Origin of the sequence: Zavarzinia aquatilis, assembly GCF_003173035.1 — a bacterium.
Taxonomy (GTDB): Bacteria; Pseudomonadota; Alphaproteobacteria; order Zavarziniales; family Zavarziniaceae; genus Zavarzinia; species Zavarzinia aquatilis.
Window position 1 is genome coordinate 46,294 of the sequence record NZ_QGLE01000010.1, and the last position, 15,695, is coordinate 61,988.

A 15,695-nucleotide genomic window follows, 5' to 3' on the forward strand; every position below is an offset into this window, starting at 1 on the left:
TTTATCTTGTCACGATTGTTTTGTCAAGATATAGAGACAATGCCTTGAAAGGAGAGGCGTCATGACCAATTGCATCGAGACAAAAAGCCCCGCCCTGTCGCCCGTCGAGACCCGGAAAGAGACCACCGGCCGCGTGACCGTGTGGACTCTCGCTGCCCGTGCCGTGACCGCCCTCCTTGTCTGGCAACGCCGGGCCATGGAGCGACATCACATGCGGCGCATGGATGATCGCCTGCTGCGCGATATCGGCCTGTCCCGCGCCGATATCGAGTCGGAAGCCGCGAAGCCGTTCTGGAGGCCGTGAGCAAAACCATGAAAAGCCTCGATATCTTCGAGGTCGAAGCCTTCGGTGCCGGTTTGCCCTTCAGGGGCAACCCGGCCGCCGTGGTGCCCCTCGACCAGTTCCCGCCGGACGAGACGCTGGCCGCCATCGCCGCCGCCAATAATCTGGCGGAAACCGCCTTCATCGTGCCCAATGGCCGTGAGGGACACTATGCCTTGCGCTGGTTCACCCCGACGGTCGAGGTGCCGCTGTGCGGCCATGCCACGCTGGCGGCCGCCTTTGTCATCATGACAATCCTGCAGCCCCATCTGCCGGCGGTGACATTCGACACGCTGTCCGGCCTGCTGGCGGTGACAAAGGCGGGCAATGTCCTGACCCTGGACTTCCCGTCCTATGGCGCCGAACCCGCCGCCCTGCCCGCCGGCTTCGCCGGGGCGCTGGGCGCGGCGCCGCGCGAATTCCACCGCTCGGGCGGCTATTTCATGGCGGTGTTCGAGACGCCGGCCGACATCCTCGCCCTCGCGCCCGACTTCAAGGCGCTGAAGGCCGCGACCCCCATCGCCGTGATCGCCACCGCCAAGGGCACGGCGGACATGGGCGCCGACTTCGTCTCGCGCATGTTCGCCCCGGCCCAGGGCATCGACGAAGACCCGGTGACCGGCTCCGCCCATTGCAGCCTCGCCCCCTTCTGGGCGGCGCGGCTGGGGCGCGACCGGCTGGAGGCCCGCCAGTTGTCGAGCCGGGGCGGCTTCCTGTCCGTCGAGTCGCAGGGCAGCCGGGTGGCGATTTCCGGCCAGTGCCGGCTCTATCTCGAGGGCCGCATCCATATCTGACGTCGCGTCCGACAGGCCCGCGCGCGGGCCTGTTGTGACGTGCGCGTCAACCATGCATCCTTGCCCTCAACCAATAAGACGGAGGGGAATGCCATGGGCGAATTCAGCCAGGTCACGCGCGAAGGTCATCTGCTGATCGTCACCATCAATCGGCCGGAGGTGATGAACGCGGTCCATCCGGCGGCCAATTTCGAGCTGGCCGCCGCTTTCGACGCCTTCGCCGCCGATCCCGACCTGTGGGTCGCCATCATCACCGGCGCCGGTGACCGCGCCTTCTGCACCGGCAACGACCTGGTGTTTCAGGCCAGGGGCGGCGCCATCGAAGTGCCGCCGACGGGCTTCGGCGGGCTGACCAGCCGTTTCGACCTGACGAAGCCGGTGATCGCCGCGGTCAATGGCTATGCCATGGGCGGCGGTTTCGAGATTGCGCTGGCCTGCGATCTGATCATCGCCGCCGACAATGCCGTCTTCGCCCTGCCGGAGCCGCGCGTCGGCCTCGCCGCCCTTGCCGGCGGCCTGCACCGCCTGCCGCGCCAGATCGGCCTGAAAGCCGCCATGGGCATGTTGCTGACCGGGCGCCGGGTGCCGGCCACCGAAGGCAAGGAGCTCGGCTTCGTCAACGAGGTGGTGCCGGCGGCCGAGTTGATGGCGGCGGCGCGGCGCTGGGCCGGCCTCATCATGGAATGCGCCCCCTCGTCCATCCGCGCGACCAAGGAAAGCGCGATGTGCGGCCTCGATCAGCCGGGGCTGGAGGCCGCGATGCTGGGCAATTACCGGGAAGTCGGCAAGATGTTCATGTCGAAGAACTTCCGCGAAGGCCCCCGCGCCTTCGCCGAGAAGCGCAAGCCCGAATGGACCGGCGAGTGACGGGAGGACGAGAGCATGACCCTGCACACGCCCCTGTGTGATCTTCTCGGTATCGAACATCCGGTGATGCTGGCGGGCATGGGCGGCGTCGCCTTCGCCGAGGTCTGCGCCGCCGTCTCGAATGCGGGCGGTTACGGCTGCCTCGGCATGGCGGCGCTGCCCGCCGACCGCATCCGCGAGGAAATGCGGAAAGTGCGCGGGCTGACCGCGCGGCCCTTCGCCGTCGACCTGCTGACCGCCCTGCCCGAGACCCTGACCGCCGCCGTCGACATCATCATCGAGGAAGGCGCCAGCGCCTTCGTCGCCGGCCTCGGCGTGCCGGCGCCGATCATGAAGAAGCTGAAGGATGCCGGCCTCAAGGTGATGGCGGTCTGCGGCACGGTGAACCACGGCCGCAAGGCGCAGGATGCCGGCTGCGACGCGGTGATCGCGCAAGGCACCGAGGGCGGCGGCCATACCGGCAAGGTCGCGGGCATGGCGCTGATCCCCCAGATGGTCGACGCGCTGGATATTCCGGTGGTCGCGGCGGGTTCCATCGTCGACGGCAGGGGCCTTGCCGCCGCGCTGTCCTTCGGCGCCGTCGGCGTTTGGATGGGCACGCGCTTCATCGCCTCGGAGGAAGCCAATGCCGCCATGGGTTACAAGCAGGCGATCATCGCCGCGCGGGACGAGGACACGGTGATCACCCGCTGCTTCACCGGCAAGACCCTGCGCGCGATCCGCAACGATTACACGGCGGAATGGGACGGCAAGCCGGAGCAGATCCAGCCCTTCCCGCTGCAGGCGATGATTTCCGCCCAGGCGGGCGCCAATCTGACCCTGATGGGCGTGACCGAAGGCATCGACGCGAAGCGCGCCTGCCTCGCCGCCGGGCAGGGGTCGGGGGCGATCCACGACATCCTGCCGGCCGCCGAGATCGTGCGCCGCACGGTCGCCGAAGCCGAGGCCGTGATCGCCCGCCTGCCCGGCATGATACGCCGCGCCGCCGCGGAGTGAGCTAGCGGCAGGCGACGAAGAACACCCGGCGGAAGGGGAACAGCACCCTTCCGTCCGCTTCCGCCGGATAGGCTTCGGTCAGCGCCGCGCGATAGGCGGCAAGGAATGCCGCCGCGGCCGCCTCGTCCAGCACATCGAGATAGGGGCGAAGGGCGGTGCCCTTGACCCATTCCAGCACCGGGTGGCTTTCCGGGGCGGGGGGCAGGGCATGGACATAATCGGTCGCCCAGGCATCGACCTCGGACGCACCCGCCGCCGTCAGCAGGCGGGCGTAATCCGCCGGCTCGTCGACCGGGCGGATGCCGGCGACGCCCGAAAACGCCGATGCCCAGCGGGGCCGCGCCGCCACCTCGGCCAGCAGGCGGTGCGAGGGGGCGCCATGGTTGCGCGGCATCTGCACGGCGAGAACGCCGCCCGGCGGCAGACCCGCCATCAGGGCGGAGAGCACCTTCCGGTGATCGGCCAGCCAGTGGAAGGCGGCATTGGAGACGATCAGGTCATGTCCGGCGGCGAGACCCGGGTCGCCGATATCGCCGAGGCGGAAATCGACATCGGGCAGGGCCTTGCCGGCGACCGCCAGCATGTCGGGCGAATTGTCGATCCCGGCGAGAGCAAGGCCCGGGAAGCGGCTGCGCAGCAGGGCGGTGACCTGTCCGCCGCCGCAACCGAGGTCGATGCCGGCGCGGTAGGCCCGGTCCGGCAGACGGGCGACCAGGTCGGCGGCAGGTCGCAGGCGCGGGCCGGCGAATTTGGCGTATTGTCCCGGATCCCAGCTTGCCATGGCGCGTTCCCTTGCCGACCATCGTGGCCTGTGCCGAAGGATAGCCGATGCGTATCACCGTCGTCATGAACGAGAAGGCGGGCACCCTCGCCGGGTCCGACGCGGGCGCCGTCGCCAACGGCGTGCGGACCGCCTTCGCCCATGCCGGCCACACGGTCAATATCGTATTGACCAAACCGCAGACCATGATGGGCGCCCTGCGCCGCGTCTTCACCACCCCGCCCGACGCGGTGGTGGTCGGCGGCGGCGACGGCACGCTGAACGCGGCGCTCAATCTGATGGGCCGCGCGCCGGTCGCCCTCGGCGTGCTGCCGCTCGGCACGATGAATCTGACCGCGCGCGACCTCGGCCTGCCGCCCGATCCGGTGGACGCGGCCAAGGCGCTGGCCCGGGGCGACATCGCCGCCATCGACGTCGCCACCGTGGGCGACCTCCGCTTCCTGCACGCCGCCGTGCTCGGTTTCTATCCCTGGATGGTGCTGGACCGGGAACGCGCGCGCCGACGCAAGGGGCTCGCCAAATGGCCGGCGATGATCCGGGCCGGCTGGCGCGCCCTGTTCCGCCGCCATGAACTCGAAGTCGAAGTCCTGCTCGACACCGACACGGGCGAGACCGCGCGCATCACGACGCCGCTGCTCGTCGTCGCCAACAACCGCTTCATCGACGGCGCCGGGCCGGTGCCGAGCCGGGCCAGCCTCGCCGACGGCGAACTCGCGGTCTATGTCGCCGAGACCAGGGGGCCGCTGTCGCTGCTGCGCCTCGCCTTCGCCGTCGCCGCCGGCCATTGGGAGACGGCGCCCGGCATTCATTTCGCCGCCTGCCGCTCCCTCACCGTCGCGACCAAGCGGCGGCGCCTGCGTCTCGCGATCGACGGGGAGCTGACCCACATGGTGCCGCCGCTGCAGTTCCGCCTGCAGCACCGGCGGCTGGACATGATCATGCCGGCGGGGGAGCGACGGCCCGCAAGGTGAGGGTCCAGCGCGTGCCGCTGCCGGGCGCGCTTTCCAGCCGGCTTTCGCCCCCCATCTGCTTGACGAGACCGGGCACCAGGGCGAGGCCGAGGCCGCCGCTGGCGCGGGGATCGAAGCCGGCGCCGTCGTCGATCAGGGTGATGGTGACCATCTCGCCCTCGCGCCGGCCGGCGAGGCGGATGGTGCCGCGCCGCCCGTGCAGACCATGGACGATGGCATTGGTGATCAGCTCGGTCACCAGGAGGGCAAGCGGCGTCGCCCGGTCCTGTTCGAGCGCGAGGGGCGGCAGCTCGACCTCGAGCGCGACATGGCCATCGGCGTTGGCGGCGGCGACGATGCTGGCGGCGAGTTCCGAGAGCAGCGTCGTCATGTCGACGAGGCTGGTCGCATCGTCGAGATAGAGGTGGCGCTGGACAAGGGCAAGGGCGCGCACCCGCACCTCGGCCTCGGCCAGGGCGGCGCGCGCCGCGGTGTCGCGCTGGCCGCGCAGGCGCAGCGACAGCATGGACAGCACGGTCTGCAGATTGTTCTTCACCCGGTGATGGATTTCCCGGATCAGCACATCCTTCTCGCCGATGTTCCGCTTCAGGTCGGCTTCGCGCAGGGCAATGCGCCGGGCCATGACGGCGAAACCGTCGCCCAGCTCGCGCAGTTCGGCCGGCGCCCCGGCGAGGTCGGCCCGCTCGTCCAGCTTGCCGGCGGTATAATCGGCGACCAGACGGCGCAGCGCCCGCACCCAGCGGATGACGAGGAGATGGCCGCCCACCAGCGCGGCGGCAAGGGCGGCGGCGAGGGTGATGCCGATGACGGCGAGGCGCGAAGCGAGATCCCGCTCGATCCAGGTAAAGGTCGATGCCACGGGCAGGCCGAACAGGACATGGATCGCCCCGCCCTGCAGCACCACGGTCGAATAGGCCCTTTCCTTGCTGTCGAGGCCGGCGGCGCGGAATTCCAGCACCTCGTCCGCCACCACCTGGGCGACCAGGTCGGGCTGGGGCAGGCCGGCATCGCCGACGACGGCCCCCGTGCGCCGGGTCAGCACATCGCCCCGCCGGTCGAGGACATAGACGACGCCGTCGTCGGGCAGGCCCGAATCGCGCGCCACCTGTTCCATGCGGTCGAGCTTGATCCAGACCGCGATCACGCCGACCAGCGAATCGCCCTCGCCGATGATCGGCATGGCGGCGACGAGGCTGGGATTCGCCCCCGCGGCGCCGAGGGGGACGAGGTCCGACAGGGTGAAATCGCGGCTGGCGATCAGGCGACGATACCAGTCCTCGCCGCCGAACTTGACCGGCCCCTTGTTGCCGCGGTCGGTCGAGCAGACCTGCAAGCCTTCGGGGTCGATCAGGGCGAGGCTGCCGTATTCGGGATAGATGTCGAGAAAGGCGCCGAACAGGCGCGGACAGCGGCCGCCCGGCTCGGGCAGGCGCAGGTCGGCGGCGAGGCCGACCAGCAGGCGCCAGGTGTCGAAGAAGAAATCCCGCTCGTGCGAGGCGGCGAGGGTGGCGAGCTGGTGGACCTGGGCCTCGGCGCGCTGGGTCTGTTCGTCATAGGACTGGACCGCGATGAGGACGCCGCCCGCCACCGGCGCCGCCAGCACGAGCAGCATCAACACGCTGAGGCGGACCCTTAAAGGGTCGAGCAGGCGGGCCAGCCAGCGCACGCGTGTCAGCTACCCGGGTGGTGGAACAGGGCCTGGGCGATGGTGACGACCAGGGTCTGCGGCTCGAACGGCTTGGAGACGAGATAGGTCGGCTCCATCCGCTCGCCGGTCAGCAGGCGCTCGGGGAAGGCGGTGACGAAGATCACCGGCACGTCGAGCGACTGCAGAATCTCCTGCGCCGCCTCGATCCCGGTCGAGCCGTCGTCGAGCTGGATATCGGCGAGGACGAGGCCGGGACGATGTTCGGCGGCGAGAGCGACCGCCTCGCTCTTCCGCGTCGCGATGCCGATTACCTCGTGACCCGCCTCGCGCACGATCTCGGCGATGTGGAGCGCGATCACCGGCTCGTCCTCGATGACGAGGACGCGGGCCGGCGCCTGACGCGCCAGGTCTTCCTGCGCGCTGGCCAGCAGGCCGTCGATGGCGTCGATCCCGATGCCGAGGGCGGCGGCGGCTTCGGCCCGGTTCAGCCCTTCGAGGCTGGTCAGCAGCAGCGCCCGCCGCGCCGCCGACGGCAGGGTCGACAGGGTCGCCTGCAGCTTCGCCTCGCCCGGGCCGGGGGACGGCGCCGGGGCCGGGGCCCGGTCGGCGGCGGCATGGATGAGGCCATAGAGCTGGGGTTTCAGATCGCGCGCGGGATCGAGGCTGGCGGTGCCGGCGCCCAGCGCCAGCAGGGCCTCGCGAATCAGGCCGTCGCCCGCGGGTTGCGACCCGGTCAGCGCCCGCGCATAGCGGCGCAGGAACGGCAGGAGACGGGCAATGGCCTGCTTCCGGTCAGTCATCGGTACGGATTCCCCTTGGGCGTGTCGCCGCTCGTTGTGCCACAAAAGCCCCAAGGAACCAATGCAGGGGCTTCCCCGTTGGTTCCAAGGCCGTTAGCGTGGAACGGCACTTCCGGGACGGGTCATGGCCGACAAAGACGGAAATACCAGGCGTAAAGGCGGGACCAAGGGCGCCCGCGGCAAGGCATCGCCCGAAGGCTGGGTGGAGAATCAGCTCCGCCAGCTCTATGACGATGTCGCCGCCGAACCCCTGCCCAAGGACCTGCTCGACCTCCTCGACAGCATCGACCTCGGCGATACGCCGGACGATACCCCTGACGGGGGCAAGCGTTGAGCGGCGAGACTCCCGCCGCCGCCGCGGACAAGACGGTGAAATTCGACGTCCGGGCCGAGGTGATCGCGGTCCTGCCCCATTTGCGCGCCTTCGCCCGCTTCCTGACCGGACACCGCGAACGCGCGGACGATCTGGTGCAGGACGCCGTGGTGCGCGCCCTGACCGCCGCCCATCAGTTCCAGCCCGGCACCAATTTCAAGGCCTGGATGTTCACCATCCTGCGCAACCTCTTCTACAACGAGGGGCGCAAGGCGCGGATGAAGACCGACAGTCTCGACGACATGAACGAGGCGCAGCATTCCATGGGCCCGACCCAGGAATCCGGTCTCGAATTCGACGATTTCCGCCGCGCCTTCTGGCGTCTGACCGAGGAACAGCGCGAAGTGCTGATCCTCGTCGGTGCCAGCGGCGTTTCCTACGAGGAAGCGGCGGAGATTTGCGGCGTCGCCGTCGGCACGATCAAGAGCCGGGTCTCGCGCGCCCGCAGCCAGCTGACCCGCATCCTCTCGGGCACCGAGATGGGCTCGCGGCTCGAGGAGGCGGGGCCGATCCCGGCCGAAATGGCCGCCTTCCTCGCCCTCGGCGGCAGCCCCGGCAAGCGCAGCTGAGGCGGCTGCCGCCCCCTCGTCACCAGATCCCGGCCTGCGCCGGGATGACGCCTTAATTTACATTCGTCGCTCCGGCGAAGGCCGGAGCCTTTTCGGCGCTGAACCCCGGTTAGCGCCGAGCCCTGTCAGCGCAGGGCGAGCCAGACGAGGACGAGCGCCCCGGCCCCGATCCGGTACAAGGCGAAGGGCGCGAAGCCGTGGCGCTCGATGAAGCCGACCGCGGCCTTGACAACGAGGGCGGCGACGACGAAGGCGATGCCGAAACCGATGGCGATCGCCCCGGCGCCTTCATGGGTCAGGGTGCCGGCGGTCTTGTAAAGATCGTAGGCCGTCGCCGCGACCATGGTCGGAATCGCCAGGAAGAACGAGAATTCCGCCGCCGCCTTGCGCCCCAGGCCGAAGCCGAGCCCGCCCATGATGGTCGCGCCCGAACGCGAGACGCCGGGCACCATGGCAAGACACTGGACGACGCCGATGCCGAAGGCGGTGGCCGGCGCGAGGTCATCGACCGAATGGATGCGCGGGCGATTGAATCGCTTTTCGAGCAGGAGGATCGCGATGCCGCCGACGATCAGCGCGATCGCGACCGTCAGCGGGCTTTCCAGCAGCACCTCCTTGATCACCTTGTAGGCCAGCAGCCCGACCACCATGGCCGGCAGGAAGCCGACCAGCAGATTGATCGTGAAGCGGATCGCCCGGGGATCGCGCGCGACCAGCCCCTGCAGGGTCGAGGTGATGCGCCGGTGATAGACGGTGCAGACGGCGAGAATGGCGCCCAGCTGGATCGCGATCAGGAAGGCCTGCGGCAGATCGACCCCGAGGGCTTCCTTCAGCACGATCAGATGCCCGGTCGAGGACACGGGCAGGAATTCCGTCAATCCCTCGAGCGTGCCGATGAGGACGACGGACAGCAGCAGGAACAGATCCATGGCGGTTACAGCCAGCCTTTGCGCTTGAAATAGAAATAGGGCAGCACCGCCGAGACGATCATCAGCACGATCGCCATGGGATAGCCGAAGTCCCAGTGCAATTCCGGCATGACCTCGAAATTCATGCCGTAGATCGAGGCCATCAGGGTCGGCGGCAGGAACACCGTGGCGCCGACCGAGAGAATCTTGATCACGCGCGTCTGTTCGATGTTGATCATGCCGAGGGTGGCGTCGAGCAGGAAATTCACCTTCTGGGCGAGGGCCGAGGCATGTTCGGCGATGGAGCGGATGTCGCGCGCCATGGTCTTCAGCCGGGCGCGATAATCCTTCTTCACCTCGGGCGCCAGCACCTGGGTGAGGAAACTCACCACCCGCTCGATCGAGGCCAGGCTTTCCCGCACCTTGCCGGTCAGGTCGTCGAAACGGCCGAGGGAGCGCAGGGCTTCCTCGAGGTCGACGCTGTCACCATCGTTGATCTTGGAGCGGAAGACATTGCGCGACAGCGTGTCCATCTCGGTCGCGACATTCTCGAGAACGTCGGCCGCCCGGTCGATGATTGCCTCGATCAGGCCGGCGAGGGCGGTTTCGCCGCTTTCGCATTGGCCGGGCAGTTTCAGCGCCCGCGCCGCGAAGATGGTGAAGGCCAGCGGATCGGAATAGCGCAGCGAAACGAGGACGTGATTGGCCATGACGAAGGTGATCGCGCCGGCCTCGGCCAGCGGCGTGTCGGCCTTGGAGACGACGGTCGCGGTCATGAAACGGGCGCCGTCGACCTCGTAGAGGCGGGACGAGACCTCGATCTCGCGCATTTCCGCCCGGGTCGGCAGGTCGAGGCCGAGCAGGGCCTCGAGCGAATGCTCCTCGTCGGTCGAGGGCTCCATGATGTCGGCCCAGACCAGCCGCTCGGGCAGGGCGGAGCCGAGCAGCCAGGGCGTGCGCACCAGCTTGCCGTCGAGGATATGGTAGAGCGTGACCATCCCGCCGACCGTCCCTTTCCGGCGTTGCACTTCGGAACCCTTCTAGGCCCGGCGACCCCGGCCTGCAAGCCGCGCGATGTGGCGACCAGCGACGCGCAGACGCTGGCGCGCCCGCGCCACCAGCCGGGCGACGGTCGGCCGCTCCGCCTCGGGCTCCAGCGCGAGGCCGACATGTTCGACCGTGCCGTCATCGTCGACGCCCTGCACCACCAGTTCGACCGGACCGTAGGCGAGGCGGTCGCCCGCCACCGGCTTGCCGCCGAAGGCCGCGGCCAGCACGGCGCCGATGGTCTTGCCCGCATCCTGCGGCCGCACCTCGATGCCGTAGAGCCGGCCGAGATCGTCGATGGCCTGGCGCGCATCGACGGTGAATTCGCCCGCCTGCACGCTGCCCGCGCCGCGCCGGGGCGCGAACAGCCGGTCGAGGGTATGGATCTGCTCCGGATCGGCGATGATGAGGACATAGTCGCGCGGCGCCAGATGATCGACGTCCGAGGTCTCGACCACCGCGCCGCCGCGCAGCACCGAAAGCACGCGCGCCCCCTCCGGCAGGGCAAGGGCGAAGAACGGCCTGTCGAGGGCGCTGGAGCCGGGCAGCACGGTATAGCCGACGATGTCGCGATGCGCGCCGAGCGGCACGTCGACATCGCGCCGGTCGGCCTGCGCCTTCGACGGCGGCAGGGCGAGATTGAGGAAGCGGGCGGCCGGCGCCACGGTCCAGCCCTGCAGCATGAGCGAGGTCAGAACGACGACGAAGGCGACGCCGAACAGCGTCTCGCCCCCCGGCATATGCTCGATGATCGGCGGCAGGGCGAGATAGATCGGCACCGCGCCACGCAGGCCCACCCAGGCCGCGAAAGCCCGCTCGCGCATCGAGAAGCGGAACGGCCACAGGCACAGGAACACCGCGAGCGGCCGCGCCACGATCATCAGGACGGCGGCGACGCCGAGCGCGGGCAGCAGCACCGGCAACAGCTTGGTCGGCGTCACCAGAAGGCCGAGGGTAAGCAGCATGGCGATCTGGGCCAGCCAGGCGATCCCGTCGTTGAAGCGCAGGATCAGCTGGCTCGCCCGGTGCCGTTCGTTGCCGAGGATGAAGCCCGCGACATAGACAGCGAGAAAACCCGAGGTATCGAGCAGCTGCGCCCCGGCGAAAATGGTCAGCGCCGACATGACGACGAGAATGGGATAGAGCCCGGCCGCGATTTCCAGCCGGTTGACGAGAAAGACCAGCAGCCGACCCCCGGCCCAGCCCGCCAGCGCGCCGCCGCCGATCTGGACGAGGAAGGTCAGCGCCCCTTCGCCCAGCGACAGGCCGCCCGCGCCGATCATCTGGATCGCGAGCAGGGTGAGAAAGATCGCCATCGGATCGTTCAGCCCCGATTCGACTTCGAGGGTGGAGGCGACACGGCGCGCGATGTCGAGTTTCTGCAGGCGCAGGAGAAAGAACACGGCCGCGGCATCGGTCGAGGCGACGATGGCGCCGATCAGCAGGGCGCCGGCCGGCGGCGTGCCGAACATGGCCCAGGCCGCGAGGCCGACGATCCCCGCCGTCATGGCGACGCCGACCGTGGCGAGCACAAGGGAGGGCAGGCCGGCGACCGCGATCGTGCTGCGCTGGGTGCGCAGACCGCCGTCGAACAGGATGACGGCGAGCGAGACCGAACAGACGAAATAGGCGCCCGAGACATCGTTGTAGCGGATGCCGAGACCGTCTTCGCCCGCCAGCATCCCGAGGCCGAGGAAGACCAGCAGGACCGGCGCGCCCAGACGGGACGAGACCCTTCCGGCGACGATGGCGAAGACGCCCATGAGGGCGCCGATAAGGATGATCTGATAGGTGAGACTCATGTCCTCTCCAGCGGGCTGCCGCTACTTTAACGAAGGGCGGCGCCCCCGCCATGGGAGGTCGGGACTTTATTTCACGGCAGGAACAATTCCCGGGCCATGCGTGTCTCTTCGACCACAAAGCGGCTGACCGCGCGAACGCGCGGCAGGTCCTTCAGGTCGGAATGGGTGAGCATGTAGAGGGAACGGGTCAGGTCCACCGCCCCGGGCAGCACGGGGATCAGCGACGGCTCGGTCACCGCCGCGAAATGGGGCAGCACGCAGAGACCGAAACCCGCCTTCGCCGCCTGCAGCTGGGCGACCAGCCCGGCGCTGCGCAAGGACGCCCGGATGCCCGGGTGGATTTCGGCGAGATAGTCGAGCTCGGGCGTGAACAGCAGATCGTCGATATAGCCGATGAAGGTGTGATAGGGCAGATCCTCGACCCCCGCCGGCGTGCCCCGCTGGCCAAGGTAACCTTCGGCGCCGTAGAGGCCCAGCTTGTAATCGGTCAGCTTGGTCGCGACCAGCCGGCCGGAGCGGGGCGGCGACAGGCTGATGGCGAGATCGGCCTCGCGCTTGGACAGCGAGAAGACACGCGGCATGGCAATCAGCTGCAATTCGAGCCCGGGGTGCTGCACGACCAGCTTGCCGAGGCGCCCGGCCAGGAACAGGGTGCCGAAGCCGTCTGGCGCGCCGACCCGGACCGCGCCCGAGATCTGCGCGTCGACCCCCGAGATCTGGTCGAGGGCGCCAAGGGCCATGGTCTCCATCTGCTCGGCCGCGGCGACCAGGGTGACGCCCCGGTCGGTCAGGTCGTAACCCGTCGGCCCGCGATCGACGAGGCGGGCGCCCAGGGCCTCTTCCAGAACGCCGATGCGACGGATCACGGTCGAATGATCGACGCCGAGTCGCTTCGCCGCCAGCGAGACCCGCCCGGCCCTGGCGACGGCGAGGAGATAGCGCAGGTCGTCCCAGTCCAGCCGCCCGGTCATCGGTACTCCCCGGTCATCGACATGCCTGCATGAAATCGCTCCCCGCCCCTCTGCGTTTCCGCACAATGATCCTGCGGCAACGCCTGTGGAAGAAAAATGCGGGCTGTGCCAGTTTTCCGGCCGAAGAATTCAACCGGGGAAACGCCATGGCGACGCATCTGACCCACTTCATCAACGGCGAACATCTGCAGGGACAGAGCGGCCGCTTCCAGGACGTCTTCAACCCGACCCTGGGCGAAGTGATCCGCAAGGCCCCGCTCGCGACCAAGGAAGAAGTCGAAGCCGCGATCTCGGCGGCCGAGGCGGCCTTCCCGTCGTGGGCGGCGCAGAACCCGCAGAAGCGCGCCCGCGTGATGTTCAAGTTCAAGGAACTGGTCGAGCGCGAGATGGACAGTCTCGCCCGTCTGCTCTCGGAAGAGCACGGCAAGGTGATCTCGGACGCCAAGGGCGACATCCAGCGCGGCCTCGAGGTGATCGAATTCGCCTGCGGCATCCCGCATCTGATGAAGGGTGAGTTCACCGAGGGCGCCGGCCCCGGCATCGACATGTATTCGATGCGCCAGCCGCTGGGCGTCGTCGCCGGCATCACGCCGTTCAACTTCCCGGCCATGATCCCGATGTGGATGTTCGGCGTCGCCATCGCCTGCGGCAATACCTTCGTCTGCAAGCCTTCCGAGAAGGACCCGTCGGTGCCCCTGCGCCTCGCCGAGCTGTTCCTCGAGGCGGGCGGGCCGAAGGGCGTGCTGAACGTCGTCATCGGCGACAAGATCGCGGTCGACACCATCCTGACCGACCCGCGCGTCCACGCCGTCTCCTTCGTCGGCTCGACCAACATCGCGTCCTACGTCTATGCGACGGGCACGGCCAACGGCAAGCGCGTGCAGGCCATGGGCGGCGCCAAGAACCACATGATCATCATGCCGGACGCCGACCTCGACCAGGTCGCGGACGCGCTGATCGGCGCGGGCTACGGCTCGGCCGGCGAGCGCTGCATGGCGATCTCGGTCGCGGTGCCGGTCGGCCAGGAGACCGCCGACGCCCTCGTCGAGAAGCTGGTGCCCCGCGTCGAGGCGCTGAAGGTCGGCCCCAGCTTCGACCCGACCTCGGATTACGGCCCGGTCGTCTCGGCCGAACATCTGGCCAAGGTGAAGGGCTATATCGACCTCGGCGTGCAGGAAGGCGCGAAGCTGCTGGTCGACGGCCGCAACTTCAAGCTCCAGGGTTACGAGAAGGGCTACTTCCTCGGCGGCTCGCTGTTCGACCATGTGACGCCGGACATGCGCACCTACAAGGACGAGATTTTCGGCCCGGTGCTGCAGATCGTCCGCGCCAATACCTTCGACGAGGCGATCGACCTGCCGACCAAGCACGCCTACGGCAACGGCACCGCGATCTACACCCGCGACGGCGACTCGGCCCGCGAATTCGCCAGCCGCGTCCAGGTCGGCATGGTCGGCATCAACGTGCCGATCCCGGTGCCGCTGGCCTATCACTCCTTCGGCGGCTGGAAGCGTTCGGCCTTCGGCGACACCAACCAGCACGGCACCGAGGGCGTGAAGTTCTACACCAAGATCAAGACGGTCACGAGCCGCTGGCCGACCGGCATCCGCTCGGGCGCCGAATTCTCGATCCCGACGATGAAGTAAGCGCCGCAAGATCAAGCGGAGGAGACGCTGCGCGCGGTCGGACCCAAAAGGTCCGGCCGTTGTCGTTTGCGGGGCCGCCCTACGGCCGGCCGAACAGGGCGGTGCCGGCGGCGCGGAAGCTGCGGGCGGCGAGCAGGCGCCGGGCGAGGTCGTGCCAGCCGCGAAGGGCGATGCGGAAGGGATTGCGCGTCGCCTCGCCCGCCGCGGTGCCATAGCGCAGGGGCTCGGCCGGCAGGGGTTGATAGGTGCCGAACAGAAGGTCGAAGACGACGGTGACGCCGCCGAAATTGCGGTCGAGACAGATCGCGTTCGACGCATGATGGACATGGTGGTTGCGGGGCGTGTTCAACACACGGTCGAGCGGGCCGAGGTCGGGCAGCCAGCTCAGGTGCAGGAACAGCTGATAGAACAGATTGGCCGCCAGCATGGCGAGCACGGCGAGCGGCGGAAAGCCGATCAGGACGAGCGGCAGATAGAACAGGAAACCGCCGGTGAGCTGGCCGCCCCAGCCGAGGCGGAAGGCCGCGAGCAGATTGAGCCGGGTCGAGGAATGATGCACGCCATGGGTCGCCCACAGCAGGCGAAAGCGGTGCATTGCCCGGTGATGCCAATAATAGCTGAACTCGACCCCGAGAAAGAGCAGCAGGACGCCGGGCAGATCCATGGCGATCTGTCCGAAGGGCCGGAGCTCTGCCGCCGCGAAGAACAGACCGGCGACGAGGGGCGCCGCCGCGAGACCGATCAGGCGCTGACCCAGCATGATGACGCCGGTCGCCAGACTCTCGCGCAGGTCATAGGCCGGACGGTGCCGAAGGGCGCCGAGACCCGCCTCGGCGAGGATGAGGGCGAGCAGGACGGCAGGCCCGATCCAGCGCGGGGCCGCCCCGGCGAACAGTCCATCGGTCAGCCCGTCCATGATCGGCCCCCGTCCTCGCGCGCCGGATTACTGCGCCGTGCCGGCGGCACGGGCGGCCTGGGCGTCTTCGATCGCCGACAGGCAGTCCTTGGAGACCTGATCCTGCTTTGCCTTCAGACATTGCAGGATGCGGCCGCCGCCCGGCTCGACGTCGGCGCAAAGCGCCTTGGCGTCGGCGGCGCAGGCGGCGCGCAGTTTCTTGGCCATGCCCTGCTGGGCGAAGGCCGGGCTGGCCGCGGCGAGGATCAGGGCGGCGACGGCGAGGGTGCGGGTGATCATGGCGC

General features: G+C 68.9%; 17 protein-coding genes. 8 read left to right on the plus strand and 9 right to left on the minus strand.

The window, feature by feature from the left end:
- Positions 1-61: 61 nt before the first annotated feature.
- From DKG74_RS15910 to DKG74_RS15925, 4 genes are all read left to right on the plus strand, one after another.
- Positions 62-304 (plus strand): DUF1127 domain-containing protein, encoded by a 243-nt coding sequence (locus DKG74_RS15910; RefSeq protein WP_109907168.1) that lies wholly within the window; start codon positions 62-64, stop codon positions 302-304.
- Between the two features lie 8 nt (positions 305-312).
- Positions 313-1,116, plus strand: coding sequence for a PhzF family phenazine biosynthesis protein (locus tag DKG74_RS15915; protein WP_109907272.1), 804 nt, complete (start codon positions 313-315; stop codon positions 1,114-1,116).
- Positions 1,117-1,209: 93 nt separating this feature from the next.
- Entirely contained in the window at positions 1,210-1,983 is a 774-nt protein-coding gene (locus DKG74_RS15920) for an enoyl-CoA hydratase-related protein (protein WP_109907169.1), read from the plus strand.
- Positions 1,984-1,998: 15 nt separating this feature from the next.
- Positions 1,999-2,979, plus strand: a complete 981-nt coding sequence (locus DKG74_RS15925) for an NAD(P)H-dependent flavin oxidoreductase (protein ID WP_109907170.1) — start codon at positions 1,999-2,001, stop codon at positions 2,977-2,979.
- A gap of 1 nt (position 2,980) precedes the next feature.
- On the opposite strand, the gene DKG74_RS15930 is transcribed toward DKG74_RS15925, so the two are convergent.
- A complete protein-coding gene (locus tag DKG74_RS15930) occupies positions 2,981-3,760 on the minus strand; it encodes a methyltransferase domain-containing protein (RefSeq protein ID WP_109907171.1) in 780 nt (259 codons plus the stop codon).
- 47 nt (positions 3,761-3,807) lie between these two features.
- Between DKG74_RS15930 and DKG74_RS15935 the strand changes: the two genes are divergently transcribed.
- Entirely contained in the window at positions 3,808-4,731 is a 924-nt protein-coding gene (locus DKG74_RS15935; RefSeq protein WP_109907172.1) for a diacylglycerol kinase family protein, read from the plus strand.
- On the opposite strand, the gene DKG74_RS15940 is transcribed toward DKG74_RS15935, so the two are convergent.
- On the minus strand, positions 4,697-6,397 hold the full coding sequence (locus DKG74_RS15940; RefSeq protein WP_133251612.1) for a sensor histidine kinase: 1,701 nt from the start codon (positions 6,395-6,397) through the stop codon (positions 4,697-4,699). The genes DKG74_RS15935 and DKG74_RS15940 overlap by 35 nt on opposite strands.
- Positions 6,398-6,402: 5 nt before the next feature.
- Positions 6,403-7,179 carry a response regulator gene (locus DKG74_RS15945; protein ID WP_109907174.1) on the minus strand — a complete coding sequence of 259 codons (777 nt, stop codon included), beginning with the start codon at positions 7,177-7,179 and terminating at the stop codon, positions 6,403-6,405.
- Between the two features lie 124 nt (positions 7,180-7,303).
- On the opposite strand from DKG74_RS15945, the gene DKG74_RS15950 reads away from it, so the two are divergent.
- Positions 7,304-7,513 (plus strand): NepR family anti-sigma factor, encoded by a 210-nt coding sequence (locus DKG74_RS15950; RefSeq protein WP_109907175.1) that lies wholly within the window; start codon positions 7,304-7,306, stop codon positions 7,511-7,513.
- Positions 7,510-8,121, plus strand: coding sequence for a sigma-70 family RNA polymerase sigma factor (locus DKG74_RS15955; RefSeq protein WP_243404150.1), 612 nt, complete (start codon positions 7,510-7,512; stop codon positions 8,119-8,121). Before DKG74_RS15950 ends, DKG74_RS15955 begins: the two co-directional genes overlap by 4 nt.
- A 125-nt stretch (positions 8,122-8,246) precedes the next feature.
- Here the strand turns inward: DKG74_RS15955 and DKG74_RS15960 are convergent, their stop codons facing one another.
- From DKG74_RS15960 to DKG74_RS15975, 4 genes are all read right to left on the minus strand, one after another.
- Positions 8,247-9,050: an undecaprenyl-diphosphate phosphatase gene (locus tag DKG74_RS15960; protein ID WP_109907176.1), complete on the minus strand. Its 804-nt coding sequence runs from the start codon at positions 9,048-9,050 to the stop codon at positions 8,247-8,249.
- 5 nt (positions 9,051-9,055) lie between these two features.
- On the minus strand, positions 9,056-10,057 hold the full coding sequence (locus tag DKG74_RS15965; protein ID WP_243404151.1) for a magnesium transporter CorA family protein: 1,002 nt from the start codon (positions 10,055-10,057) through the stop codon (positions 9,056-9,058).
- A gap of 12 nt (positions 10,058-10,069) precedes the next feature.
- Complete coding sequence (locus DKG74_RS15970; RefSeq protein ID WP_109907178.1) at positions 10,070-11,878, minus strand: potassium/proton antiporter; 1,809 nt, start codon at positions 11,876-11,878, stop codon at positions 10,070-10,072.
- 71 nt (positions 11,879-11,949) lie between these two features.
- Positions 11,950-12,849 (minus strand): LysR family transcriptional regulator, encoded by a 900-nt coding sequence (locus DKG74_RS15975; protein WP_109907179.1) that lies wholly within the window; start codon positions 12,847-12,849, stop codon positions 11,950-11,952.
- Between the two features lie 146 nt (positions 12,850-12,995).
- Between DKG74_RS15975 and DKG74_RS15980 the strand changes: the two genes are divergently transcribed.
- Positions 12,996-14,495 carry a CoA-acylating methylmalonate-semialdehyde dehydrogenase gene (locus DKG74_RS15980; protein WP_109907274.1) on the plus strand — a complete coding sequence of 500 codons (1,500 nt, stop codon included), beginning with the start codon at positions 12,996-12,998 and terminating at the stop codon, positions 14,493-14,495.
- A gap of 79 nt (positions 14,496-14,574) precedes the next feature.
- On the opposite strand, the gene DKG74_RS15985 is transcribed toward DKG74_RS15980, so the two are convergent.
- The gene (locus DKG74_RS15985; protein WP_109907180.1) at positions 14,575-15,411 is read right to left on the minus strand and encodes a sterol desaturase family protein; all 837 of its coding nucleotides are present in this window, start codon (positions 15,409-15,411) and stop codon (positions 14,575-14,577) included.
- Between the two features lie 27 nt (positions 15,412-15,438).
- Positions 15,439-15,690, minus strand: coding sequence for a hypothetical protein (locus DKG74_RS15990; protein ID WP_109907181.1), 252 nt, complete (start codon positions 15,688-15,690; stop codon positions 15,439-15,441).
- Positions 15,691-15,695 lie beyond the last annotated feature (5 nt).

What these genes read in the sequence shown, in the direction of transcription:
- DKG74_RS15990 (WP_109907181.1), bottom strand. Translation starts at nt 15,690, where the DNA reads ATGATCACCCGCACCCTCGCCGTCGCCGCCCTGATCCTCGCCGCGGCC.
- DKG74_RS15945 (WP_109907174.1), bottom strand. Translation starts at nt 7,179, where the DNA reads ATGACTGACCGGAAGCAGGCCATTGCCCGTCTCCTGCCGTTCCTGCGC.
- DKG74_RS15950 (WP_109907175.1), top strand. Translation starts at nt 7,304, where the DNA reads ATGGCCGACAAAGACGGAAATACCAGGCGTAAAGGCGGGACCAAGGGC.
- DKG74_RS15925 (WP_109907170.1), top strand. Translation starts at nt 1,999, where the DNA reads ATGACCCTGCACACGCCCCTGTGTGATCTTCTCGGTATCGAACATCCG.
- DKG74_RS15980 (WP_109907274.1), top strand. Translation starts at nt 12,996, where the DNA reads ATGGCGACGCATCTGACCCACTTCATCAACGGCGAACATCTGCAGGGA.
- DKG74_RS15970 (WP_109907178.1), bottom strand. Translation starts at nt 11,878, where the DNA reads ATGAGTCTCACCTATCAGATCATCCTTATCGGCGCCCTCATGGGCGTC.
- DKG74_RS15920 (WP_109907169.1), top strand. Translation starts at nt 1,210, where the DNA reads ATGGGCGAATTCAGCCAGGTCACGCGCGAAGGTCATCTGCTGATCGTC.
- DKG74_RS15910 (WP_109907168.1), top strand. Translation starts at nt 62, where the DNA reads ATGACCAATTGCATCGAGACAAAAAGCCCCGCCCTGTCGCCCGTCGAG.
- DKG74_RS15985 (WP_109907180.1), bottom strand. Translation starts at nt 15,411, where the DNA reads ATGGACGGGCTGACCGATGGACTGTTCGCCGGGGCGGCCCCGCGCTGG.
- DKG74_RS15935 (WP_109907172.1), top strand. Translation starts at nt 3,808, where the DNA reads ATGCGTATCACCGTCGTCATGAACGAGAAGGCGGGCACCCTCGCCGGG.
- DKG74_RS15930 (WP_109907171.1), bottom strand. Translation starts at nt 3,760, where the DNA reads ATGGCAAGCTGGGATCCGGGACAATACGCCAAATTCGCCGGCCCGCGC.
- DKG74_RS15960 (WP_109907176.1), bottom strand. Translation starts at nt 9,050, where the DNA reads ATGGATCTGTTCCTGCTGCTGTCCGTCGTCCTCATCGGCACGCTCGAG.
- DKG74_RS15915 (WP_109907272.1), top strand. Translation starts at nt 313, where the DNA reads ATGAAAAGCCTCGATATCTTCGAGGTCGAAGCCTTCGGTGCCGGTTTG.
- DKG74_RS15975 (WP_109907179.1), bottom strand. Translation starts at nt 12,849, where the DNA reads ATGACCGGGCGGCTGGACTGGGACGACCTGCGCTATCTCCTCGCCGTC.